The organism is Pseudoalteromonas sp. S558, from assembly GCF_005886635.1.
GTDB lineage: Bacteria > Pseudomonadota > Gammaproteobacteria > Enterobacterales > Alteromonadaceae > Pseudoalteromonas > Pseudoalteromonas aliena.
Genome location: NZ_PNDU01000159.1, coordinates 1 through 22668 on the forward strand (window position 1 = coordinate 1; position 22668 = coordinate 22668).

At 38.8% G+C, this 22668-nt stretch carries 23 protein-coding genes; 20 read left to right on the forward strand and 3 right to left on the reverse strand.

What is annotated here, in order from left to right:
• Positions 1 to 230: 230 nt before the first annotated feature.
• The 14 genes from CWB66_RS12035 (at position 231) to CWB66_RS12100 (ending at position 13871) form a co-directional block, all read left to right on the forward strand.
• A complete protein-coding gene (locus CWB66_RS12035) occupies positions 231 to 2324 on the forward strand; it encodes a TonB-dependent receptor domain-containing protein (RefSeq protein WP_138585564.1) in 2094 nt (697 codons plus the stop codon).
• Between the two features lie 44 nt (positions 2325 to 2368).
• On the forward strand, positions 2369 to 3424 hold the full coding sequence (locus tag CWB66_RS12040) for a hemin-degrading factor (RefSeq protein WP_138585565.1): 1056 nt from the start codon (positions 2369 to 2371) through the stop codon (positions 3422 to 3424).
• A 256-nt stretch (positions 3425 to 3680) separates the two neighbouring features.
• Entirely contained in the window at positions 3681 to 5264 is a 1584-nt protein-coding gene (locus tag CWB66_RS12045; RefSeq protein WP_502705290.1) for a sensor domain-containing diguanylate cyclase, read from the forward strand.
• 125 nt (positions 5265 to 5389) lie between these two features.
• On the forward strand, positions 5390 to 6043 hold the full coding sequence (locus CWB66_RS12050; protein WP_138585567.1) for a thermostable hemolysin: 654 nt from the start codon (positions 5390 to 5392) through the stop codon (positions 6041 to 6043).
• A complete protein-coding gene (locus tag CWB66_RS12055) occupies positions 6040 to 7509 on the forward strand; it encodes an AMP-binding protein (protein WP_138585568.1) in 1470 nt (489 codons plus the stop codon). The genes CWB66_RS12050 and CWB66_RS12055 overlap by 4 nt, the downstream gene beginning before the upstream one ends.
• A complete protein-coding gene (locus CWB66_RS12060) occupies positions 7502 to 8191 on the forward strand; it encodes an iron-containing redox enzyme family protein (RefSeq protein ID WP_007376650.1) in 690 nt (229 codons plus the stop codon). Before CWB66_RS12055 ends, CWB66_RS12060 begins: the two co-directional genes overlap by 8 nt.
• The gene (locus tag CWB66_RS12065) at positions 8188 to 8958 is read left to right on the forward strand and encodes an SDR family oxidoreductase (RefSeq protein WP_138585569.1); all 771 of its coding nucleotides are present in this window, start codon (positions 8188 to 8190) and stop codon (positions 8956 to 8958) included. The genes CWB66_RS12060 and CWB66_RS12065 overlap by 4 nt, the downstream gene beginning before the upstream one ends.
• Positions 8959 to 8985: 27 nt before the next feature.
• Positions 8986 to 9633, forward strand: coding sequence for a tetratricopeptide repeat protein (locus CWB66_RS12070; RefSeq protein WP_138585570.1), 648 nt, complete (start codon positions 8986 to 8988; stop codon positions 9631 to 9633).
• Between the two features lie 8 nt (positions 9634 to 9641).
• Positions 9642 to 10301 carry a response regulator gene (locus CWB66_RS12075; RefSeq protein ID WP_138585571.1) on the forward strand — a complete coding sequence of 220 codons (660 nt, stop codon included), beginning with the start codon at positions 9642 to 9644 and terminating at the stop codon, positions 10299 to 10301.
• 26 nt (positions 10302 to 10327) lie between these two features.
• Positions 10328 to 11641 carry an ATP-binding protein gene (locus CWB66_RS12080; protein WP_138585572.1) on the forward strand — a complete coding sequence of 438 codons (1314 nt, stop codon included), beginning with the start codon at positions 10328 to 10330 and terminating at the stop codon, positions 11639 to 11641.
• A complete protein-coding gene (locus CWB66_RS12085) occupies positions 11634 to 11987 on the forward strand; it encodes a cupredoxin domain-containing protein (protein ID WP_138585573.1) in 354 nt (117 codons plus the stop codon). The genes CWB66_RS12080 and CWB66_RS12085 overlap by 8 nt, the downstream gene beginning before the upstream one ends.
• Positions 11974 to 12714, forward strand: coding sequence for an iron transporter (locus CWB66_RS12090; protein ID WP_138585574.1), 741 nt, complete (start codon positions 11974 to 11976; stop codon positions 12712 to 12714). The genes CWB66_RS12085 and CWB66_RS12090 overlap by 14 nt, the downstream gene beginning before the upstream one ends.
• Positions 12711 to 13427 (forward strand): hypothetical protein, encoded by a 717-nt coding sequence (locus tag CWB66_RS12095; protein ID WP_138585575.1) that lies wholly within the window; start codon positions 12711 to 12713, stop codon positions 13425 to 13427. The genes CWB66_RS12090 and CWB66_RS12095 overlap by 4 nt, the downstream gene beginning before the upstream one ends.
• A gap of 234 nt (positions 13428 to 13661) precedes the next feature.
• A complete protein-coding gene (locus CWB66_RS12100; RefSeq protein ID WP_002959120.1) occupies positions 13662 to 13871 on the forward strand; it encodes a cold-shock protein in 210 nt (69 codons plus the stop codon).
• A gap of 310 nt (positions 13872 to 14181) precedes the next feature.
• Here the strand turns inward: CWB66_RS12100 and CWB66_RS12105 are convergent, their stop codons facing one another.
• The 3 genes from CWB66_RS12105 to udk all read right to left on the reverse strand — a co-directional run bounded on the left by CWB66_RS12105 (position 14182) and on the right by udk (position 17041).
• Positions 14182 to 14892: a substrate-binding periplasmic protein gene (locus CWB66_RS12105; protein WP_171037498.1), complete on the reverse strand. Its 711-nt coding sequence runs from the start codon at positions 14890 to 14892 to the stop codon at positions 14182 to 14184.
• Between the two features lie 272 nt (positions 14893 to 15164).
• The gene (locus tag CWB66_RS12110) at positions 15165 to 16391 is read right to left on the reverse strand and encodes a NupC/NupG family nucleoside CNT transporter (RefSeq protein WP_077535428.1); all 1227 of its coding nucleotides are present in this window, start codon (positions 16389 to 16391) and stop codon (positions 15165 to 15167) included.
• A 17-nt stretch (positions 16392 to 16408) separates the two neighbouring features.
• Entirely contained in the window at positions 16409 to 17041 is a 633-nt protein-coding gene (gene udk, locus CWB66_RS12115) for a uridine kinase (RefSeq protein ID WP_077535429.1), read from the reverse strand.
• 191 nt (positions 17042 to 17232) lie between these two features.
• Between udk and CWB66_RS12120 the strand changes: the two genes are divergently transcribed.
• From CWB66_RS12120 to CWB66_RS12145, 6 genes are all read left to right on the forward strand, one after another.
• Positions 17233 to 18465, forward strand: coding sequence for a phosphopentomutase (locus tag CWB66_RS12120; RefSeq protein ID WP_138585576.1), 1233 nt, complete (start codon positions 17233 to 17235; stop codon positions 18463 to 18465).
• Positions 18465 to 19169, forward strand: coding sequence for a purine-nucleoside phosphorylase (gene deoD / locus CWB66_RS12125; RefSeq protein ID WP_138585577.1), 705 nt, complete (start codon positions 18465 to 18467; stop codon positions 19167 to 19169). Before CWB66_RS12120 ends, deoD begins: the two co-directional genes overlap by 1 nt.
• Positions 19170 to 19500: 331 nt before the next feature.
• Entirely contained in the window at positions 19501 to 20262 is a 762-nt protein-coding gene (locus tag CWB66_RS12130; protein ID WP_138585578.1) for an EAL domain-containing protein, read from the forward strand.
• Between the two features lie 289 nt (positions 20263 to 20551).
• On the forward strand, positions 20552 to 21295 hold the full coding sequence (locus CWB66_RS12135) for a ferredoxin--NADP reductase (protein WP_138585579.1): 744 nt from the start codon (positions 20552 to 20554) through the stop codon (positions 21293 to 21295).
• A gap of 111 nt (positions 21296 to 21406) precedes the next feature.
• Complete coding sequence (locus CWB66_RS12140) at positions 21407 to 22102, forward strand: nuclear transport factor 2 family protein (RefSeq protein ID WP_138585580.1); 696 nt, start codon at positions 21407 to 21409, stop codon at positions 22100 to 22102.
• 9 nt (positions 22103 to 22111) lie between these two features.
• Positions 22112 to 22432, forward strand: a complete 321-nt coding sequence (locus tag CWB66_RS12145) for a hypothetical protein (protein ID WP_138585581.1) — start codon at positions 22112 to 22114, stop codon at positions 22430 to 22432.
• Positions 22433 to 22668: the final 236 nt, after the last annotated feature.

Genomic DNA, 22668 nt, shown 5'->3' on the forward strand with positions numbered 1-22668 from the left:
GGCAGAACCCAAAGGGCAGCGCATGTTTGGCATTTATGCTGCGTTATCGCCTATTTATGGGGAATAACCACACTACATAGGCTCTGCCTTGCCTAAATACCAAACAGTCTGCTGCAAATTTAACCTCGAAAGATAAACAGGCCCTAGGGGCTATGTCTTAAGCATAAAGTAATAAAATATGGCCGACCAGCCGTGTTTAAACAAAATAAAACTATTATACGGAGTAAATTATGCGCCTTTCAAAACTGGCTTTATGTATTGCCAGCGTTTCAATGCCTCTTATGGCTGCTGAGATAAAAGTAATAGACAGCTTAGACAATCAAATTCCAATCACCACCCTTGATGCAGTAACCGTTACGGCAACGCGTACCGCCAAATCAGCCTTAAACTCAGCTCAAGCCGTTAACGTAATTACACAGCAGCAAATAGCACGGGTACTTGCAAGTACTGTGTTTGATAGTCTTATTAATGTGCCAAATGTTACGTCAACGGGTGGCCCAAGAAGCGGAGGCCAAAAGTTTAGTGTGCGCGGTTTTAGTGATGCAGAAGATGTATTAATAAGTGTTGATGGTGCAATTCAAACATTTGAAAAATATCGAATGGGGAGCTTTTTTTCTGACCCCGAACTTTACCGCTCAGTAAGCATAAAGCGCGGACCAAGCACCGTGTTACATGGTGGTGGCGCTTTAGGTGGTGTAGTAGAAATGGAGCTTAAAGATGCAAGTGACTTTTTAGCACCTAACGAAAAAGCGGGCGCTAAAATTAAGCTTGGTCACCATGGAAATAATAACGAAAAGAATGGTGCAGTATACGCCTACGCAAGACCTACAGAATCGCTTGATGTCGTTGCAGCCTATGTAAAACGAAGCAGTGATGATTTTGAATTATCTAATGGGAAAACATTGGATAACTCAGCAATTGAAGCTGAATCGCTACTATTAAAAGGCGAATACTATTTAAATGAAGACTCGTTAATTGGGCTTTCATACACAAAAAGTGAAGACAGCCAACGGACTGAATTTAATACCACGGATCCTGGTGCGTGGGGCACAGTTTATAGAACGATAGATCAATCGGTTACTAATTTAAGTTATGAGCTCAACCCTGCACATAACCCGTATGTTAATTTAAATGCCCGTTTTGGGTATAGTCAAAGTCAAGTGACAGAGAGCGATGGTTTAGGTACATTAAAAGATTTTATTGGCATTGCCTCTAATTATGAATACAACATAGCAACATTAGATATTGCAAATACCTCTGTTTTTAATAAGCATACATTAACGTATGGGATTCAGTATTCAGATAAAGAGCGAATCGGTACAAAGCTCAGTTATCCTTGCCTTAATCTAAATAGGCAAACGTATCAGTGTGTTGAATACGCAAATAACGCGGTACAAGCTGAAATTACTTCTCAGCCAGGAGGCACTCAAAAGCGCTTAGGTGTGTATATTCAAGATGAATTTACGTGGCAAGATCTGACGCTTACAGGGGGGCTTCGTTTTGAGAAATATAAGACAACAGCAACCAGCGGTTTTAACCAAATATTTAATAATCTAGATACTCAAGCCGAACACTCTCAAGTTGTCCCCGCTGTTACGGCTAACTATCAAATAAACAAAATGTTCGCTATTTTTGCAAGTTACCAAGAAGGCTTTAGAGCGCCGCTAATTGACGAGCTATACGACCAATACAGCGGTCGTAATCCTGCTTTAGGTTTAGAAATAGAAAATAGCACGAATAAAGAAGTTGGCATGAGCTACCAAACAGCGAATGTATTGACTAGTAGAGACGCACTAACTGCTCGCTTCATTTATTTTGATATAGATGTAAATGATGAAATTCAATCAAACACGAATAGCGCTACAAACCCTGCACCAGCGCCACGCTATAGCAATATTGGTGACAATCAACGTGATGGCATTGAGTTTGAGGTTAATTATGCGCATACCCTTGGTTATGCCAACTTTTCTTATAGCCGTATTTCTGGTGAAAACGAAAACAATAAACCTTTATGGTATTTACCTGCCGACAAGCTTGCACTAAGTGTTGGTTTACACTTTTTTGACGATACCATTAAAACCGGTTTGAGAATTCAAAATGTAGACAAACGAACAGTGCTCATTAATGGCGTAGAGCAGCAACACAAAGACTATACGCTAATAGGTATGAACGCGAGTTGGGATATAAACAAAAGCTGGAGCGCACGAGTTGCAATTGATAATTTATTCGATAAAGAATATCAGGTAATTGCAGGTACAGGTGGTGGAGTTGGTGAGTACGGTATTGGTCGTAACATTAAAACACAGATTAGCTTTAAATTTTAAGCTGCAGCAGCATGTAAATGTTGCTGCATTTTTAGGAGCACATAATGAACACATTATTTAATCAATACCAAGCTTTAAAAGCAGAGCAGCCTACTATTAGAGCTGTTGACGCTGCTTTAAAGCTAAATACCACCGAGGCGCAATTAGTTGCAGCTCAAGTTGGTACTAATGCAATTAAACTCGACATAAATCATATTGAAAGCATTCTCAAAGGCTTAAAAAAGCTTGAGCATGTTATGGCAATGACCCGAAACGAACTGGTGATTAATGAAATTAAAGGGTGTTACGAGAAATTATATACATCAGAACGTAATGAGCAAAAAATGGCAATAGCCATAAACCCTGGCGGAATTGACTTAAGATTATTTTTGTATAAATGGGCGAGTGTATTTGCTGTTAAGCTAAATAATATGGTGAGTATTCAGTGCTTTGATAAATATGGGCAAGCCGTTCATAAAATTTTTAGCACTGAGCAAACAAACCTAGCAGCATACGAAGCATTAATTAATAAATACAGTGATTGCGAACAAAGTAATGTGTTAGCAATAGAGCCTAAAATTGTACAGGCTTTAACATTTAAGCCTCAAGAAAATATTGATGTGGCAGACTTTTTAAACGCATGGGAAAACCTGCAAGATGTACATCATTTCCCCGCATTATTAACCAAATTTGATGTATGTAGAACACAGGCCCTTGAAATAGCTCAACCTCATTGGGCACAAGAAATACTCCCAATAAGCCTGCCTTATATATTTGAAACGTTAAAAAAACAGCAAAATGAGGTAATGATTTTTGTTAATAATGATGCCGCAGTGCAAATATATTCAGGCACACTAAATAATTTAAAGCAAGTTGGCCCATGGTATAACGTGCTTGATGAGGGCTTTAATTTACATGTGAGGAGTGATGATTTTGCTCGTGCATTTGTTGTAAAAAAACCAACCGATAATGGTGACGTTGTTGTTCATTCTATCGAGTTTTTTGACAGCTTAGGTAACACAGTACTGACATTGTTTGGCCGCAGAACCGAAGGTAATAAGCAATCAAATAAATGGATTACTTTGTGTGAGCAGCTTTGGCAACAGCGCTTAGTCGCCTGAACTAGACAAAGCTAAATAATAAATCTAGGGCTGTTTATATTAAGGTTCAATTAATAGCAGTGTACTTAGTTGCTGAGCAAAGCCACGCTTATATCGTGTGGCTACTTTCTATAAATAGACGACCAACAGTGCACAAAAGTTAAACTTTGGGTTCGTTCTAGAGGTTTTTTGAGTTTAGTAATTAGATTATAGGGCATTAAGCAGTTATAATTGTTGGTATAATATACAAAAAGGTACACACATAATTGTTTGTACTGTGGGCGATACGCATTTGTTATACAAATTACTACCTGCTTTAAACCTTAGATTTCTTATTTTATTGTTAGCACTTACTGCTTCTGTAAGCACACTTGTGAGTAGTTTTCATTCTACTTATCAGGTGCAAAAAGAGCAGCTAATGAGCTACACATTAAAAAGTAACTACGCTTATGCTAATAAACTAGCATCCGCAACCGATAACTTTTTAGAGGCAGCAATGCAGCAATTAGCTTATTCAGCTAAAAAAATAGAGCTGAGTATAAATAATGATGCGCTTTTGCAAGAAGAAGTAACAAGACTAAATTTACAAACAAATAGCTTTAACTCAGTGGTTATTAATAAACGCGGTATTATTGCTGCCACCTCACCTGATTTACCTCAAATTATCGACAAGCCAATTTATTCAACAGGGGCCTTACAAGCCTTAGAGCAGAGACAGCCACTAATTAGTGAGCCCTATATGTCGGCTGCGGGAAATTTGATTATTTCTATTTCATACCCGCTATTTAATTTACAAGGTGATTACTTAGGTTACGTAGGTGGAACTCTTTATTTAAAAGAGCGCAACATTTTAAATAGCCTGCTTGAGCAGCACTATTATAAAGAAGGAACCTATATTTATGTGGTCGATGCAAATAAGCGCTTACTTTATCACCCAGATCATGAACGTATTGGCACTTATATCGCTAATAATGCCATTATAGATAAAGTGGTTGCAGGAGAAAGAGGCACTGCTACGGCTTTAAATAGTCAGGGTAATGAAATGCTTGCTGGTTTCGCGCCTGTTGCACAAACGCAATGGGGAATTGTTGCTCAACGACCAGTTAAGACCACACTTGCATCGCTTGATTTATTAATAGTTGAGGTAATAAAACGTACGTTGCCTATGGCTATTATTACGTTTATTTTAATTGGATTGTTTGCTCACTTTATTTCAAGGCCTTTAAAACAACTTGCTGAAGGCGCCACTACGCTGGATGATCCAAATAGTCTTACAAAGTTGAAAAGTATTAAATCATGGTATTTTGAAAGCCAAAGGTTAAAACTTGCCATGCTCAAAGGAGTGAATATTTTGCAAATGCAAATAGGACAACTTCGTTACGATGCGCAAACAGATCCCTTAACCGAAACTCATAATCGTAGAAGCTTAAATGGTTTGCTCAACCAGCTTATGCTTAAACAAACACCCTTTGCAATCTTAGAAATAGACATCGATTTTTTTAAACGTGTAAATGATACCTTTGGCCATGCTAAAGGTGATGAAGCGCTTAAAGCACTTACCAGCATTATAAAAAAGTTATCTCGAAAAGACGATATTGTAGCGCGTATTGGTGGTGAAGAGTTTGTGCTCGTATTACCGAATGAAAACAGTGAAAGCGCGTTTAATATAGCAGAGCGATTACGAATTACTGTTGAATCCACAAGTATGGAAACCATTGGATTTATAACTATATCTATAGGTATTGCAACTTGGCCTGAGCATAGCAACGACATAGATCAAGTGTATAAATGTGCCGACAAAGCGCTATACCATGCAAAAGAACATGGTCGAAACCAGTGCGTTGTTGCACAAATAAGTTAAGTCACCTGATCACAAAGCCTCTGAATTAATACAGAGGCTTTTTATTTTATTAAATTACCTTCCTTAAGTTTTCTTTAAGTTTCGCTCGCTAAATTCTAAACATACACTTTATATGAGCGATGTTTATGCAATTAGCACAATTACCTTCATCACCCGATTTCATAGAAAATAATTCACGCGTTGTTAGTGCAGGGCTCAACGATAAGCACCGTAAAGCGCTAGAAGATACCGTTAAAGAAGGTTTTTTAGTTGCTTATAACGCAATGCTCACATCTTTTATGCCACTACTTAGCCAGTACACTACACGCGAAGGGAAATGCACTTTAGGATTAAGACAAGCCATGGCTCCTTTATTTATAGAGCAGTATTTAGCTGAGCCTATTGAACACTTTTTACCAGAGCATACACAGCGCGATAAGGTATTTGAGCTTGGCAACTTGTGCTCAACACACCGAAAAGCCACTCTTGGGCATTTTATTGTGGTTAATGAAGCGCTGCAAAGTGTGGGGGCCAAGTATTTAGTATTTTGTGCTACTAAAAAAGTGCGCGCATTACTGCGTTTGCTCGGTGTTAATTGCACTGAAATTGCAGTCGCGAATAGTTTTGTTGTTGAGCATCCATTAAATTGGGGGAGTTATTACGCTAACCAACCAACAGTATGTGTTGTGAGTTTAGAACAAGCGCATCAGCAAGTGCTAAATACACCTATGCTTTATAGTTTAATGCAGCAAAATCACACTGAAATTAACTCGCTTGTGAATGCATTGGTGAATGTATGAGCATTTACGATACGCAAGCAAACACGCCTATTATTGTTGCTCATCGCAGTGATAAAACACAAAGTATTAGCGGCGTTGAGTTCGACCAACAAGTAAAAGAGTTAGCAAATTCGTTACATGATTTTAGCGGTCAGGTTGTTGCATATAAATTAGATAACACACCAGCCTGGTTAGCTTTAGATACTGCGACAACGTTTGCTAACAAAGTGGCCGTGCCTATTGCTCACTTTTTTAGCGAGCAACAAACGCATTATGTATTGTCGCAATGCGGCGCTAATTTATTTATTAGTGACACTGCAAACCTCTCTTTGGGTGAGCCCACCATATCTATTACTGTGTTTGAATTTTATACGTTATATATTTATGAAATAGCTGCTGTAAAACCAGTCAGTTACTTTGCCGGAACACAAAAAGTAACCTTTACATCTGGCTCTACTGGGCAGCCTAAGGGAGTCTGTTTATCGGCAAATAGTCAAATTCAGGTAGCTCAATCGCTTTGCGATAAGATTAATCTTAAAAACCCTGTTCATTTATGCCTATTACCGCTTGCTGTATTACTTGAAAATATAGCGGGTGTGTATGCCCCTTTAAAAAGTGGTGGCTCTGTTCATGTAATGCCACTTAATAAGCTTGGCTTTGTTGGGTCGGCATTAAAAAAACCAGCCCAGCTTATTGCTGCTATTGATAACGTTCAGCCAAATACGCTGATCTTAGTGCCTGAGCTATTAACATGTTTGGTTGCTTTTGCTGAGCAAGGTTGGCAGCCACCAAGTTCATTACAATTTATAGCCGTTGGTGGTGCGCTTGTTAGTGAAATGCTAATCGCAAAAGCGCGTCGTTTAAATTTACCGGTATACCAAGGGTATGGTCTATCTGAAGCCGCATCGGTTGTTAGCTTAAACACGCCAACAAACGATAATCTTCACAGTGCAGGAACAGTGCTTCCACACCTTCAAACCAAAATTGAAGACGGCGAGCTGTTCATAAAAGGTGAGATATTTTTAGGTTATTTGAATCACCCACCGCATGATAAAAACCACTGGTATGCCACCGGTGATCTAGTCGAACAACGTGACAATACTTTGTTTATTAAGGGCCGCCTAAAAAACCTAATTATTACCAGCATGGGGCGCAACATCAGTGCCGAATGGCCTGAGTCACTATTACTAAGCCAAAGTGGCATATTACAAGCCGTTGTGTTTGGAGAAGGGAGGCCTTTTTTAACAGCCATTATTTACGCCGATACAAAGCTAAGTAACCCAGTGTTAGCGCAATATATTAACGCAATTAATAAACAACTACCCGATTATGCACGTATTCAAAAATGGCATCGTTTAGCGGCTCCGTTGAGTGTGCAACAAGGGTTATTAACTACAAATAATCGCCCAAAACGAGATGCCATAAGTAAGCAGTACCATGATGTGTTTGAGCAATTTTATCAATTTGGAGAAGTAATTAATGAGTGATTTTTTTAACATCCTTAAAGAGCAAACGACGCAAGAGCAAGATTACTTACTCGCAGCGCCTATTATTCAGCGTGTTTTTAAAGGCGAAGCATCACTTGAAGAATACGCCTCGTTTTTAGCGCAAGCGTACCACCATGTTAAGCACACCGTGCCATTAATGATGTCGGTTGGTGCACGATTAACCGACGATCAAGAATGGTTGCGCGAAGCCGTCGCAGAATATATTGAAGAAGAAATTGGCCACCAAGAGTGGGTACTTAACGATATTGCAGCCTGCGGTTTTGATAAAGAAACCGTACGGTGTAGTCAGCCACAATTTGCCACTGAAATGATGGTGTCTTATGCGTACGACTCTATTGCTCGTAAAAACCCATTGAGCTTTTTTGGTATGGTACATGTGCTTGAAGGGACGTCCATTGCACTTGCAGATGGTGCCGCTTCAAATATTGCAAACGCTGTGGGCTTACCTCAAAAAGCATTTAGTTATTTAACGTCCCATGGTGCGCTTGATATAGAGCACGTAAAGTTTTTTGAAAACCTAATGAATCAAATAACAGACGAGGCAGATCAACAAGCCATACTCCATGGGGCAAAGCGCTTTTATCGTTTATATGGCGATATATTTCGTGGTTTGGATGATGAGCCTTTTTTTAAAGCCAATATACAAGGCAAGCAGGCATGAGTAGCTCTTTGTGTTTATTAACTGGCGCTACCGGTGGAATAGGACAAGCAATTGCTAAAGCCCTATATGCAAAAGGGTGGAAGTTACTCCTTGTTGGGCGAAATGCTCAAGCTCTTGAAAAACTCAGTGCTACATGCCCAGACAGTGAAATATTTATTGGCGATTTAACCGACGATATAACACGCATTAATTTAGCTGTAAAAGCAAAGCAATTAGGCGGCGTTAAATTGCTAATTAACAATGCCGGTGTTAATACAATGCAAAGTCTTGAGCACACAAGCTCTGAGCAAATAGACAATATGCTAAGTACCAATTTGTCGGTGCCTATTAAATTATGTCAGCTATTTTTAGGGCAGTTAGAGTATACCAAAGGCACCATTGTTAACGTGGGATCATCATTTGGCAGTATCGGATATCCGTATCAAACGCTTTATTGCGCGAGTAAATTTGGTTTGCGTGGTTTTACAGAGGCGCTTTCGCGGGAGCTATACGGTTCGGGTGTTAAAGTCGCTTACCTAGCACCAAGAGCCACTGACACCACCATTAATAACAGCAAAACCCGTGCGCTGAATAAAGAGCTCGGTAATAAAATGGACTCGCCAGAATTAGTCGCCAGAGAGTTACTTGCGCTTCTTGATTCTAATCAGACACGGCGTTTTATCGGCTTTCCTGAAAAATTATTTGTACGCATTAATGGTGCTTTTCCACGTATTGTAGATAACGCCATTGCAAAACAACTACCTAAAATAAAACGTTTTTTAAGTTAAAAATAGATGAACAACGAGGATAAAATTATGTATAAAATAACCTTAGCATTATATTTAGTATTCACGAGTGCATTTACTGTATCGGCCTATGCTGATGAATCGCAAGATTTAGTCGCTATTCAACAAAAGTGGGCAATTGCTAATTATGAACTTAAAGATGACGCGCAAATAGATGCGTTCACGAAATTAAGTGAGCAAAGCGCGTTATTTGTTAAAAACTACCCAAATTTGGCACAAACGCATATTTGGAATGGTATTGTGTTAGCTAGTTTTGCTGGTGCAAAAGGCGGGTTGGGAGCACTTGGTTTAGCAAAAGAAGCTAAAACATCACTTGAACAAGCACTCTCAATTGATGGTACAGCGCTCGGTGGCTCAGCTTACGCAAGCCTTGCAACGCTTTATAGCAAAGTACCCGGCTGGCCAATTGGTTTTGGTGATGATGACAAAGCTGAAAAATTATTTAAACAAGCACTCGCTTTTAATCTCGAAGGCATTGATACTAATTACTTATATGGTGAATACTTGTATGATGAAGGCGATTACAAAGAAGCGAAAGCGCGTTTGCTGGTAGCACAAGCTGCGGGTATCCGTGATACTCGCGCTAAAGCAGATGAGTACCGCCAACAAGCAATAAGCCAGCTATTGGCAAAAGTAAACAAAAAACTTAAAAGATAAACGACACAATGCATTTATTACTCGTTGAGGACGATCATTTAGTGGCGCAAGGGCTTATTCGCTCTTTGCGCCAAGAGGGCTATAGCGTAGAGCATAGTGGCACAGTAAAACACGCCCTAGAATGCCTTTCTAGTGGTGAGATTGAGCTTGTTATTCTCGATTTAGGATTGCCTGATGGCGATGGCTCGCAAGTTTTAAAGCATATTAAAGCACAAAAAAAAGTAATTCCTGTGGTCATTTTAACCGCTCGCGGCAGTATAGACGACAAAGTGCAAGGGCTTGATATGGGCGCTGATGATTACCTTGCAAAGCCGTTCGACCCTGCAGAGTTATTTGCTCGACTACGTGTGGCAAGTCGACGCGTTAATCAAACTCAATCGAGTTTACTGCAATGCGGGGAGGTGGTCATAGACAGCTCTGCTCATACGGTGACACTCAATGGAGAGTCACTGACATTACCGCGTAAAGAATACATGCTTTTAAAAGCGTTAATGGAAAACCAAGGTCGTGTGCAGTCAAAACAACAACTCGAAAACAAACTTTACCAATGGGGTGAAGAAGTCGGCTCTAACGCGATAGAAGTACACATTCACCACCTTAGAAAAAAATTCCCTAGCGACTTTATTAAAACCTTACGTGGCATTGGCTACGTGGTTGGCAAGCGCTAGAGCGTGTTTATCTTTCGAGGTTGAAAATGTCTATTCGTAAACGTCTGACCTTAATTTTACTGTCTATGATGGTGCTTACGTGCTTTTTAGCATTAGTAAAAGGCTATCAAAAAAGTATGCATCATGGTGAAAACTTGCTTGATGATGAGCTTAAAATAGTTGCAGGGGTTTTAATTGAACAGCCATTAGCAATAACCACAAGTGCAGTGCAAGTAAGTAATAACAGCGCTCAATTGTTGTATCAAATTTGGCAAGGTACGACATTGCTTAGCGGCTCGATGAGTTTAACGAATAACCAAACCAGTTTTAACGAAGGTTTTCAAACTGCCAACATAGCAGGGCAACGTATGAGGGTATTTGTATTAAATAAACATGCACGCAAAGTGATTGTGGCCGAGCCAATGGCAAAACGATTTGAGCTTGCTGAAGCTGTTATTTTATCGGCAATGTTACCTATGTTGTGGGCAGTCCCTTTACTTGCTATTTTTATCAGCTTTTTTGTTAAATATGCTCTTGCACCACTTACTCGACTCTCGAAGCAATTGGCCCTTCGTCAAGCGAATGATTTTACGCCAATTAACTGGCAAGTGACTGATGAAGAAATTAAACCCGTTATTAATCGCTTAAACGACTTATTTAAACGGGTAGAAACCGCCTATTTAAGAGAGCGTTTTTTTGCCTCAGATGCAGCGCACGAATTGCGCACACCGCTTAGTAGCTTAAAAATAAATGTGCATAATTTAGCAAACAAACAAAACGTGCTGCAAAATAATGAAGAGCTACAAGCGATGTCGCAAGGTATTAATCGCTTGAGTAATATTGTCGAGCAAATGCTGATTTTAGGACGTACTCAACCAGAGCAGTGGCAAAAACAGTTTAGCGAGCAATCCTTACTAGCGATTACACAACAGGCTGTGTCGGAGCAATACGACAAAATAGATGCTAAAAATCAGACTATTTGCCTCGAAGGTGACGACTTTATAATTAACGGAGATGAATTTACTCTCACTACGCTTATCTCTAATTTACTCAGCAATGCTATAAAGTACACGCCTGATAATGGTCAAATTATTATTAAATTAGCATCAAGTAGCACAGGCTTTAGTTGGCAAATAGATGATTCGGGATCAGGCATGACTGAGGAGCAAAAAGAGCGAGTATTCAATCGTTTTTACCGAGTGGGTGGCGATCAGCACCCCTCAGGCGAGCAAGGTGCAGGTTTAGGCATGGCAATCGTGCAGCACATCATTGCTATTTATGATGCAAAAATAAAATTAAAAGATAGCCCTCTGGGTGGATTGAGAGTGAACGTTACTTTTACAGGAGCTCAATGTGACTAAACGCTTACTTAATCAATGCATGTTCCTTTTATTGTTGTTGTCGCTTAATGCTAAAAGTAAAGAGTATCTTATAGTTTTAAAAGATCACTTGTTTTATCCCTCGCAAATTATTATTCCGGTGAATAAAAAAGTAAAATTATTAATAGAAAATCAAGATAGTACGCCAGAAGAGTTTGATAGTTTTGATCTAAATAGAGAAAAAGTACTCTATCCAAACCGTAAAAGCGTGATTTATATAGGGCCGTTGAGTAAAGGGCATTACGAATTTTTTGGTGAGTTTTCACCAAATACAGCAAGAGGCGTTGTTATCGTTAGCAATGAGGGGACGCAGCATGCTGATAACTAGTTTAGTAATGAGCCTCAATCAATTACTACCTGTGGCTATTTTATTAGTATTACTGCAAGTAGTTGCAAAGCAAAGTAGGGCGCAGGTGTGGTTTGCTTTAGTAATTGCTGCTGTAATGTCATTTTTGTACATGCAAAGTGCGTCGTGGGTGAGTCAGTGGTTTGAACATCAAGGCTTAGAATATTCACAAATAGGGCTTTGTGTTAGTGCATTTGTTGCTGCTCTCGTATTTGCTATAAAGCAAAAAACAGCCGCATTTTATGTCGCAGTGATAAGTACAACAACATTATATTTAAGCCATTATATTATTTATCTCACCAGTTTTTGGCAAAACAGCGATGTGGGCCAAAGCTTGTTTATTGGCACTTTATTAGGCGTTGGGATTTGTTTGAGCTTTAGCGTTTTACTGTATTTTTTTATGAACGCAATTAAACAGCGCTTTGGTATTTACCCGCTGTTAGTGTTACTTGCTTTAAATAGTGCCGCTAAGTTATTAGTAGCGTTGGATTTAGCAAGCCAAATAGATTTAATAACAAACGCTGCAACAGTATGGGATTTACGTGACATATTAAGCGAAAACTCTGAGCTGGGCCGTGTTCTGCGTGCTCTTGTGGGTTACGAGGCAACGCCTGATTTTATAAGCGTACTTATTTATAGTATGAGCAGCACATTATTTTTATCATTTTGTTACTTTATTCCGGCATCAATAACTGAGGAACGTGTATGAAAGCAATCAACCTATATTTAGCACTTATTTTTACTGCTTTTTGTTTGTTGTTATTGCCATATAAAGCAAATGCAGATGGTATTGTTGTTGATAAGGTATACCACCCGTATGTGTTACCTTTTGAGCGTGAATTTGAGTGGCGATTAGTGTCGCATCAAACAGATAGTGGCAACTTGTTAGCGCAACGCCTAGGTATGGGGCGGGCTATAAACGATACAATGGCGCTTGAGGGATATTTAGTTGGTGAGCGAGATGATAATGGTGACTTTGGTCTTGAGGCCTACGAGCTTGAACTACGCTGGCAATTAATTGAACAAGGTAAGCTATGGGCCGATTGGGGCGCACTATTTGAACTTGAGAAAAAGCACAACGAAGATATATACGAAGCGACATCGGGTTTTGTAATCGAAAAAGAATTTGGTAAAACGAGTGTTACCATGAATGCCTTTTTGGTCTATGAGTGGGGGCAAGATATAAAAAATGAATGGGAAACGGAGTTTAGAGCGCAGTATCGTTATCGTTATCGCGCTGCCTTTCAGCCCGCGCTTGAACTATATGTGGGGGAAGATTTTGTTGGCATTGGCCCAGGGTTTATAGGGTTGCATAGGTTTGCAGGCCAAAAACAATTAAAATGGGAAGCCGGTTTTATTTCTGAAATAAGCCAATCAGAAAAGAACCATAGCTTTAGGCTCGCGCTAGAGTTTGAATTTTAAGAATAAAAAAGTGATAAATGTTTATTATTCAGTAGTGGATAAGTACTTGACATATTTTTCGAAATCTATATAGTGGGCTGCAGCTAGAAAGAAAGCATGTAAGCTATAAATCTCCATTTCGATGTTGTATAAGTAATACTTGTAGTACCGTCCTGAAGTTTTTAAAGTACCATCTCATTTTTTGCTACACCCGCTCATATGAGCATATTTTTTATTTTATATCAGGATATTACAATGTCTAACATCGTATCAGGTACAGTTAAGTGGTTTAACGAGTCTAAAGGTTTTGGTTTCATCGAGCAAGAAAATGGCCCAGACGTTTTCGCACATTTCTCAGCAATCAAAAGCGAAGGTTTTAAAACTCTTGCTGAAGGCCAACGTGTAGAGTTTACTCTTTCACAAGGTCAAAAAGGTCCTCAAGCTGATAACATCACAGCTGTATAATTTTACTTTTTAAGTAAAATGAAAAAAAGCGCTTAAGGCGCTTTTTTTGTGCCTGAAACAAACCTAACTTATTCAACAACCACGACCTAATACCAAGGATCACAATTAAAGTGCTTCGATTTGACCCCAAGGTCTAATATAAACAACTATTAAGTGACAGGGTCACGTGGTTAATAAAAAGCCTCTATAGCTTTAATTAGTAAAAGCCTAGAAGAAAGCGAGTTCAAGCACCGCTGAACTAATACCACTTATTGTTAGTCATTTACCTCACCTGCACATCATTTAATTCAAAAGCCGAGTGTAATTTAACTCATTTATCGTAAGGGCTTCTTTTAGTTTTGCTCACTTCTTTGTGCGCTTCTTCCATTTTTTCTATAAGAACTTTATCTGTATCTTTATTTGCAGCTAAATAAGCAACCGTTGTTAATGCATCTATTTTAAAAATAAATTTTAAGTGGCCAGGTTTAAGTTTAAAGTGATCACTATATTGGAGCATATAAAGCGGGTCATCCAATATTAGGTCTACTTTTTTGGCTAGTAGTAACTTATAAGAATGCTGTATATCTGAAGTTATAACGCCCTCAAACCCCATTTTAGTGAGAGTTTGGGTTGAGAAGTCGTTATGTTGCATAGCTATTTTGTAATTTTTCGCTTGGTTAATATTATTGATTACTATATCGGTTCTGTCTGATAGCCCAACAAACCCCATTTCAAAGCGACCAATTTCCCCTACCCACTGAAATTGATCTTCACGTTCTGGCGTTCGAGCAATGCTGTAAATAAACGCGTTTTTCTTCTCGCTTACCATTTTATAGGCGCGGGCCCAAGGGTACATTTGTATGTTTGGCGTTAAATCAGCCTGTTTAAATATATCTCTTATGTACTGTGTCCCTTTACCTTGAACTTCACCGTCTATTAAAACTTGATTAGGTGGCGCTAATTCTGTAACAACGAGTAAAGGCTCTTCAGCTAAAGTACTAAATGATAAAAAAAGGATAAAAAAGGTCAGATTATATTTCACTACAACTAGTCATTTTTGGCTTGAAAACACTTAATTAAGTGTGGTTTAAAATTGTTAAATTTACAAAGTATTAGCGGTTAATTGAGTTGTAAAAATCTCATAATGAAAATAAATAGAAGGATATAAGAAGAAAGGTTACTTTATTAAAGCCCTAAAACGATAAAAGGGCCTTGCGGCCCTTGGTGAAGTATCGTTCAAATCAGATAGTGCTTTAACCCCTTAAAGCGCTATCCTATTGTTTTGCAACACCGGTTATTTGTCTCTATCAGTTTCTAAGCTAGCGAGAGGAAAAAACCAGCAATTGCTGCGCTCATAAGGTTAGCCATAGATCCTGCTAACACAGCTCTGAGCCCTAAGCGTGCGATATCCTTCCGCCTGCTAGGCGCCATACCGCCTAACCCACCTAGTAAAATGGCTATCGATGATAAATTAGCAAACCCACAGAGTGCGAATGTAACAATCGCTTGTGTGTGCGCGCTTAACGTATCGCGATAATTTATAAAGTCTAAGTAAGCAACAAATTCATTTACTACTATCTTTTGACCAATAAAACTGCCGGCTATAATTGCTTCATCCCATGGCACACCAAGTAACCATGCAACTGGGGCAAATACATAACCTAAAATTTCTTGTAGTGTTAATGTTGGATAATCAAACCATCCACCAATACCACCTAATAAACCGTTTAGTAACGCAATTAATGCGACAAAGGCAAGTAACATTGCACCAACATTAAGTGCTAAGTGCATACCGTTTGCTGCACCAGATGCCGCAGCATCAATTACATTTACAGGTTTATCTTCATCATCTAAATCTAAATCGGCCAAGTTATCCTTAGGCGTTTCAGTTTCTGGTACGATCATCTTGGCCATTAAAAAGCCGCCAGGCGCTGCCATAAAACTTGCTGCTATTAAATACTTAAGCTCGATACCAATAATAACGTAACCGGCCATTACAGAGCCTGCTACTGTGGCTAGGCCACCAACCATAACTGCAAACAATTCTGATTTTGTCATCGTTGCAATAAATGGTTTAACAATAAGTGGTGCTTCAGTTTGGCCAACAAAAATATTGGCTGTTGCTGAAAGTGATTCTGTGCGTGAGGTTTTCAATAATTTTTGTAAACCACCGCCCAAAATCTTAATGATCCAGTCCATAATGCCAAGGTGATATAACACAGCAACTAATGCTGAGAAAAACACGATAACGGGCAAAACCTGAATCGCAAAAATAAAACCAAGTGTGTCCTGTGAAGCAAGCGGGCCAAATAAAAACCCAATACCGTCGTTAGCATAACCAATAACTGATGAAACGGCTGCTGACATACTCGTTAATACATTTTTTCCTGCTTCAAAAAATAATACAAAACCGCCAATAACAACTTGCATAGCAAATGCTATACCAACGGTTCTTAAATTAATTGCCTTGCGATTAGTCGAAGCAGCAAAAGCAATGCTCAGTAGCACACACATGCCTACTAAGCTCATAAATGTTGTCATACAAATGTTTCCCGTTGTTATTCTTGTAGTAAATATTTTATCTTACTTTTAATAATATCAATCGCAACACGATTCATACCGCCTCGAGTCACAACTAAATCGGCGTTATGCTTCGAAGGCTCAATAAATTGATAAAACATCGGTCTAACAGTTGCTTGATATTGCTCAACAACGGATTGTAATGTTCTGCCTCGTTGCTCCATATCACGTTGCATACGGCGCATTAAACAAATATCTAAAGGTGTGTCTATAAACACCTTAATATCAAATTCTTTATTAAGTGCTTTATCACTCAATAATAAAATACCTTCAACAATGAGTATTTTTGCAGCGGGGACACGTCGTGTTTTTTCACTGCGTGTATGCTGCGCATAATCATAACTAGGTACTTCAACTGAGTTGCCACTGCGAAGTTGCGTTAAATGCTCTAACATTAACGCGTGCTCAAATGCATCAGGATGATCGTAATTCGTTTGCGTACGATGAGCCATCGGCAAATGCGACTGATCCTTGTAATAAGCATCTTCTTCAATAATGGCGATAGCGCCTGGTTCAAGCTCATTAACCAATTCATTATAAATTGTTTGGCTAAAAAGGGATTTGCCCGACGCCGATGCGCCTGCAATAGCTATAATAGTAGTTCGTGTCACTAAAGTTCTCACCCACACAGAAGGATATATTGTTGGTAGATCACAATAGCAAAAAAGACACGATTAATCTCTTTTGCTTCGCTCAGAACGTAAATTTATAATGTTTAGGTTTTATGAAACAGGACTTTTGTCCTGTACGGAAAATTCCAAGAGCAGATAAAGTAACCACCTAGAAACAAAGTGAGGTCAAAATGACAAGAGCAATTATCTTAATGGCAGATAGCCTAGGAATCGGTGCAGCACCAGATGCAGATAAATTTGGTGATCTTGGCGCAAATACATTCGCTCACTTACTAAAAGCATATTACGACGAAACAGGTACTGCGTTGTCACTTCCTAATTTATCTAAACTAGGATTAGTTGATGCGTGTGAAGCTGCCGGTGGCGAACCGTGTTTAATTTCAAATCGCCAAGCACCACAAGGTGCATGGGGTTACGCTAAAGAGATATCAAGCGGTAAAGACACACCATCGGGTCATTGGGAAATGGCGGGGGTTCCTGTGTTATTTGATTGGGGATATTTCCCAAAAACACAGCCAAGTTTCCCGCAAGAGTTTATAGACGAGTTTATTGCTCGTACGGGTATTCCTGGCATTTTAGGCAATTGCCATGCATCAGGGACGACCATTTTAGAACAGCTAGGTGAAGAGCATGTAAAAACAGGTAAACCAATCTGTTACACCTCAGCTGATAGCGTGTTTCAAATAGCCGCGCATGAAGAGTCATTCGGCCTAGAGAAGCTTTATCAAGTTTGCGAAATCGCACGGGCGCTACTTGATGAAATGAACATAGGACGAGTGATTGCGCGGCCATTTTTGGGTTCAAATAGTCAAGACTTTGCTCGAACGGGTAATCGTCGTGACTATTCAGTACTACCGCCAGCGCCTACGTTGCTAGATGTATTAGCAAAGGACGGCGGCGAAGTAATTAGTATTGGTAAAATTTCAGACATTTACGCGCATCAAGGCATAACCCAAAAGCATAAAGCACCAGGGCTTATGAACTTGCTAGAAAAAACCAGCGAAGTAATGAAAAGTGCGCCAGATCGTAGCTTGATTTTTACTAACCTAGTTGATTTTGATGAAAAATTTGGTCATCGCCGCAACCCAGTAGGTTACGCAAAAGCATTAAAAGAATTTGATGACTATTTACCCACTATACTAAATCAGTTAAACGCAGATGACGTGTTAATGATCACTGCAGATCACGGCTGTGACCCTACCTTTCCAGGCTCTGAGCACACTCGTGAATACGTACCCGTTATTGCATATCAACCGGGTATGAGTAATACACCATTAGGTGAACGCAACAGCTTTGCAGATATAGGTCAAACACTGGCACAGTGGTTTAACTTATCTGCGCTTGATTACGGCGACAGCTTTTTAAATGAGCTAACAACGCCAAATAAAAAGGAAAACAATTAATGAGTACTCCGCATATCAGTGCAAACGTTGGTGATTTCGCCGAAACAGTATTAATGCCAGGCGATCCGCTACGTGCGCAATATATTGCTGAAAACTTTTTAGATGATGCAGTACAAGTGACAGGCGTACGTAACATGTACGGTTTTACTGGTACTTATAAAGGTAAGCCAGTAAGCATTATGGGTTCAGGCATGGGTATTCCATCTATGTCTATTTATGCGCGTGAGCTAATTGTAAGCTTTGGCGTTAAAAATATTATTCGTATTGGTACGTGTGGTGGTATTGGTACAGATATAAAAATCCGCGACGTAATTTTTGCACAAGGTGCAAGTACTGATTCAAACGTAAACCGTGCTCGTGTTCGTGGCTACGACTTTTCTGCAATCGCTAACTTTGACCTGCTTTTAAACGGCGTAAACGCTGCAAAAGCGCTAGGTATTAAAGCTAAAGTAGGTAACGTATTTACGACTGATACTTTCTATCAAGCCGATGACTCTTTTTATAAAGACTTAGACAAGTTAGGCATGCTAGCCGTAGATATGGAAACAGCCGGTTTATATGGCGTTGCAGCTGAATACGGTGCAAACGCAATGGCATTATTTACAGTAAGTGACCACGTGATCACTGGCGAAGCAACACCTGCTGATGAGCGTCAAAGCACGTTTAACGAAATGGTTAAAATTGCACTAGAGTCAATAGCTTAAATAATACATAACAGTTCCTTGGTAACGTATTCACTAAGTTTTGGAGACACGCCCAAAGTGAAGTGAGACTAAACCTCCAAAGCCGCATTTTATGCGGCTTTTTTTATATCTTTATTTTTGATATTTATGCAACTTTGATTCTGAGAAACCTAAACTCAGTAACATTAATTAAATTTTTGTAATTATTTGTATTTATTAAATCATTTTTATATTTCAACCCTAATAACTTATTACTATTTTGTATATATTTAGTACTTAAGTGGCGACTTTTAAGTGGTTTTGAGGTAATTTGTTATACTATATGTGAAATTAGTATTAGGTTGTTCGGTAAATGTTAATAGTAGACAGTGGATGTTCAAAAAACTTAATTTTTCCTGAAGAATATTTTGAATACGATATAGCTAGTTATCATTTCCATTTTCAGCCTATTTATTGCTTAAAAACGGGGGAAATTAAGCTATACGAAGCGTTATTACGTAACGGCGAATCGACTACAAATATTGAAAAAACAGTAATGGCATTAATTTCACAAGGAAAAGAGGATTTATTAACATTGCACACGCTTAGTGCAGTAAAGCCGTTTTTTTCAGATAAGATAAAAAGCCCGCTTAGTTTTTCTCTAAACTTTGAGCCCGCACAAATTGCTTCCTCTCGATTTCCTGCACTCGTAAAATACTTTTTTAATCGTTTTAATATACCCAAGCAAAATGTGATGCTGGAGATTACTGAACGCGCCTGCTCTACAAAAATGTACCAATCAATGATTAAAAATATAGAAAAGTTAATTGCCGAAGGATTTGCTTTTGCAATGGATGATTTTGGTACTGGCATGTCTAATTTTGAGTTGTTATCGCAGCTAAATATAAAACTAATTAAAATTGATGGCTGTTTTATTAATAGCGCATTTGATAATAGCTACTCTAAAAGTATTATCGAAATGGCAGCCACCTTTAAAGAAAAATTTAATTGCTCAGTGTGTATAGAGGGTCTTGAAACTCAAGAGCATATTGATTTTGTTAAAAAACTGAACTTTTGTTTTGGTCAAGGCTATGCACTTGCAAGACCAGCACCGCTTAGCCCTATTTTTGCGTAAATAAAAGATCACCTCGCTCTAATTTCCCCTGTAAGTTCACTTAGCTTAGTGCTAATGTTTACCTTATAAAGCTTACTTTTGCAGTGAGTAATGTTTAAATTACATATTAACTCGCTTAATTAAGTGAGCTATTTTGAGGTAAGAAAATCGTGTCGATAACAAGGCAAAAATTTCGTTATTTATTCTATATCAGAAGTTTTTAACGCAGTTAACGTCAGGTTTAATCCCTCAAATTGATTAAGTATTTTTGCGGATTGGTATTATTGATAGTTAAACTCTGGAGTCAAATATGTCGAACTGGGTTGATGCAAGCGTAAAAAAAGTAACGTGGTGGAACGAAACGCTTTTTAGTTTAACGTTAAACGCCGATGTTGAGCCATTTAAAGCAGGGCAATTTACAAAACTTTCAGTAATGGATAACGACAAACGCATCGTGCGTGCATATTCATATGTAAACTCTCCCGAAAATAACGATTTAGAATTTTACCTCATTAACGTAGCCAATGGTTTACTATCGCCACGCTTAGCCAAGTTGCAGCCAGGTGATACCGTTTTAATTGAGCGTCGTGCAACAGGCTTTTTTACCTTAGATGAAATACCACAAAGCGAGCAACTTTGGATGCTTAGCACTGGCACTGCTATCGGCCCATTTTTATCAATGCTACAACAATCTGAAATATGGCAAAAATATCAATACATCAATTTAGTACATGGCGTACGTTATAATAACGATTTGAGCTATCAAGAGCTTATTAATGAGTTGCTAAAACAGTACCCTGATCAGCTTAACTATATCCCCGTTGTTAGCCGTGAGAAGCCATTACAGGGGCTAAGTGGTCGAATTACCAATGCTATCGCTAATAAAACCTTATTTGAACACGTAAAACTAAGCCCAACTGCAAATAATGCTCAGTTTATGATTTGTGGAAACCCGCAAATGGTTAAAGACACAACCGAGTTACTTATAGGGCAAAACTTTAAGCGAAACCGCCGCAGAGAGCCTGGCCAAATAACGGTTGAACAGTACTGGTAAAGAGGAGTTCAGCAGCATGCGCGCACTGCAAGTACATAATAACTACCCGAAAACTCTAAAATTTGCTATGTTGCGTGACTAACAACGTTTAGTGTTCATATTAGGAAAACTATGAAATCGTTATCTATTATTTTTGCTTCATTAATTACCTGTTTGGCGTTGAGTAGTTATGTTGCTGCTCAGCAATCTGATTCAGATGAAACTAAAAAAGCAAATACAGAACAAACGACAAACGATAAAGTCAACACGCTAGAATATTCAGCGCCTGTGCAAAAAAAACCAATTATAAACAATGCTAAAGTTGATGACTCAAAAGTGTTGGGCAGTGAAGCTGCGCAACCAGTTACAAAACCTAAAAGTAAAATAGAAAAAGCAGCGGCTGTAGCGCAAGCTGAAAAAGTAGTGGCGCAAGCAAAAGAAGCACTAACAGCCAAACAACAAAGTAAAGCAAAGCAGTCGCGCGAATCACTTGCTGTGGTTGAACAATTAATTAAAGCCTATAATGCACGAAACATAGAAGAATTTATTCGTGTATATGCTGAAGATGTAGAGTTTTATATTTTTCCTAATGAGCTATTATTTAAAGGAAAAGAAAAACTAATAGCACGTTATGGGCTAATGTTTAAAAAGCTAAAGTGTATCCACTCATCGCCTATTAAACGTATAGTGCATGGGGATATAGTGATTGACCATGAGTTATCAGAAACTTGCTCAACCGACGAAAACGTCGTAGATAAACGTTCAGAGCTTGTATCTAGTTATCAAATTAAAGACGGAAAAATAATCCGCGTATTATTTTTTCGTTAAAGGATTATTATGCAAATAAGTGAAGAAAAAAAAGTCCGTTTAATGTATCGAGTTGAGCCTGGTTGTTTAGGACCTGATGGTGCAAACCATATAGAAGATTTTTGTCGCTTTGCGAATAAGCATATTAAGTCGCCGTATTATGGTCAATTTGTATTTTTACCACGTTACGATAAGCAAGTCGGTGAGCGTCAATATAGCGTAAACAGCCGAAATTTATCTCAAGCGCAGGCTAAAGCATATTTAAATCACTTTGAAATAGAAATTGAGCATTTTGAAGAGCAGCTTGATGAATTGCTTACTAAAGCGATTGATTTATATTTTAAACGCTAACATTTTTACAAAGCATAGCGCCGTATTCTATGTAGGCGCAGGTGTAGAGATTGTTCGCGCGCGAAGAAAGGGTTTCCTAATCATTTTAAAAACTGCGTTTTTATACGCCAGCAAGCTGCGCGTCTACAAGTAATAGCAGACAATGAGACCGCATTTCTTGTAGGCGTAGAGCTTGCTCACGCGAGAAGCGCAGCTTCTAATTATTTACCTATTTAAAAACTGCGTTTTTATACGCC

What these genes read in the sequence shown, in the direction of transcription:
- CWB66_RS12080 (WP_138585572.1), top strand. Translation starts at nt 10,328, where the DNA reads ATGTCTATTCGTAAACGTCTGACCTTAATTTTACTGTCTATGATGGTG.
- CWB66_RS12130 (WP_138585578.1), top strand. Translation starts at nt 19,501, where the DNA reads ATGTTAATAGTAGACAGTGGATGTTCAAAAAACTTAATTTTTCCTGAA.
- CWB66_RS12050 (WP_138585567.1), top strand. Translation starts at nt 5,390, where the DNA reads ATGCAATTAGCACAATTACCTTCATCACCCGATTTCATAGAAAATAAT.
- CWB66_RS12140 (WP_138585580.1), top strand. Translation starts at nt 21,407, where the DNA reads ATGAAATCGTTATCTATTATTTTTGCTTCATTAATTACCTGTTTGGCG.
- CWB66_RS12055 (WP_138585568.1), top strand. Translation starts at nt 6,040, where the DNA reads ATGAGCATTTACGATACGCAAGCAAACACGCCTATTATTGTTGCTCAT.
- CWB66_RS12090 (WP_138585574.1), top strand. Translation starts at nt 11,974, where the DNA reads ATGCTGATAACTAGTTTAGTAATGAGCCTCAATCAATTACTACCTGTG.
- deoD (WP_138585577.1), top strand. Translation starts at nt 18,465, where the DNA reads ATGAGTACTCCGCATATCAGTGCAAACGTTGGTGATTTCGCCGAAACA.
- CWB66_RS12100 (WP_002959120.1), top strand. Translation starts at nt 13,662, where the DNA reads ATGTCTAACATCGTATCAGGTACAGTTAAGTGGTTTAACGAGTCTAAA.
- CWB66_RS12070 (WP_138585570.1), top strand. Translation starts at nt 8,986, where the DNA reads ATGTATAAAATAACCTTAGCATTATATTTAGTATTCACGAGTGCATTT.
- CWB66_RS12035 (WP_138585564.1), top strand. Translation starts at nt 231, where the DNA reads ATGCGCCTTTCAAAACTGGCTTTATGTATTGCCAGCGTTTCAATGCCT.
- CWB66_RS12040 (WP_138585565.1), top strand. Translation starts at nt 2,369, where the DNA reads ATGAACACATTATTTAATCAATACCAAGCTTTAAAAGCAGAGCAGCCT.
- CWB66_RS12110 (WP_077535428.1), bottom strand. Translation starts at nt 16,391, where the DNA reads ATGACAACATTTATGAGCTTAGTAGGCATGTGTGTGCTACTGAGCATT.
- CWB66_RS12060 (WP_007376650.1), top strand. Translation starts at nt 7,502, where the DNA reads ATGAGTGATTTTTTTAACATCCTTAAAGAGCAAACGACGCAAGAGCAA.
- CWB66_RS12120 (WP_138585576.1), top strand. Translation starts at nt 17,233, where the DNA reads ATGACAAGAGCAATTATCTTAATGGCAGATAGCCTAGGAATCGGTGCA.
- CWB66_RS12075 (WP_138585571.1), top strand. Translation starts at nt 9,642, where the DNA reads ATGCATTTATTACTCGTTGAGGACGATCATTTAGTGGCGCAAGGGCTT.
- CWB66_RS12065 (WP_138585569.1), top strand. Translation starts at nt 8,188, where the DNA reads ATGAGTAGCTCTTTGTGTTTATTAACTGGCGCTACCGGTGGAATAGGA.
- CWB66_RS12135 (WP_138585579.1), top strand. Translation starts at nt 20,552, where the DNA reads ATGTCGAACTGGGTTGATGCAAGCGTAAAAAAAGTAACGTGGTGGAAC.
- CWB66_RS12095 (WP_138585575.1), top strand. Translation starts at nt 12,711, where the DNA reads ATGAAAGCAATCAACCTATATTTAGCACTTATTTTTACTGCTTTTTGT.
- CWB66_RS12145 (WP_138585581.1), top strand. Translation starts at nt 22,112, where the DNA reads ATGCAAATAAGTGAAGAAAAAAAAGTCCGTTTAATGTATCGAGTTGAG.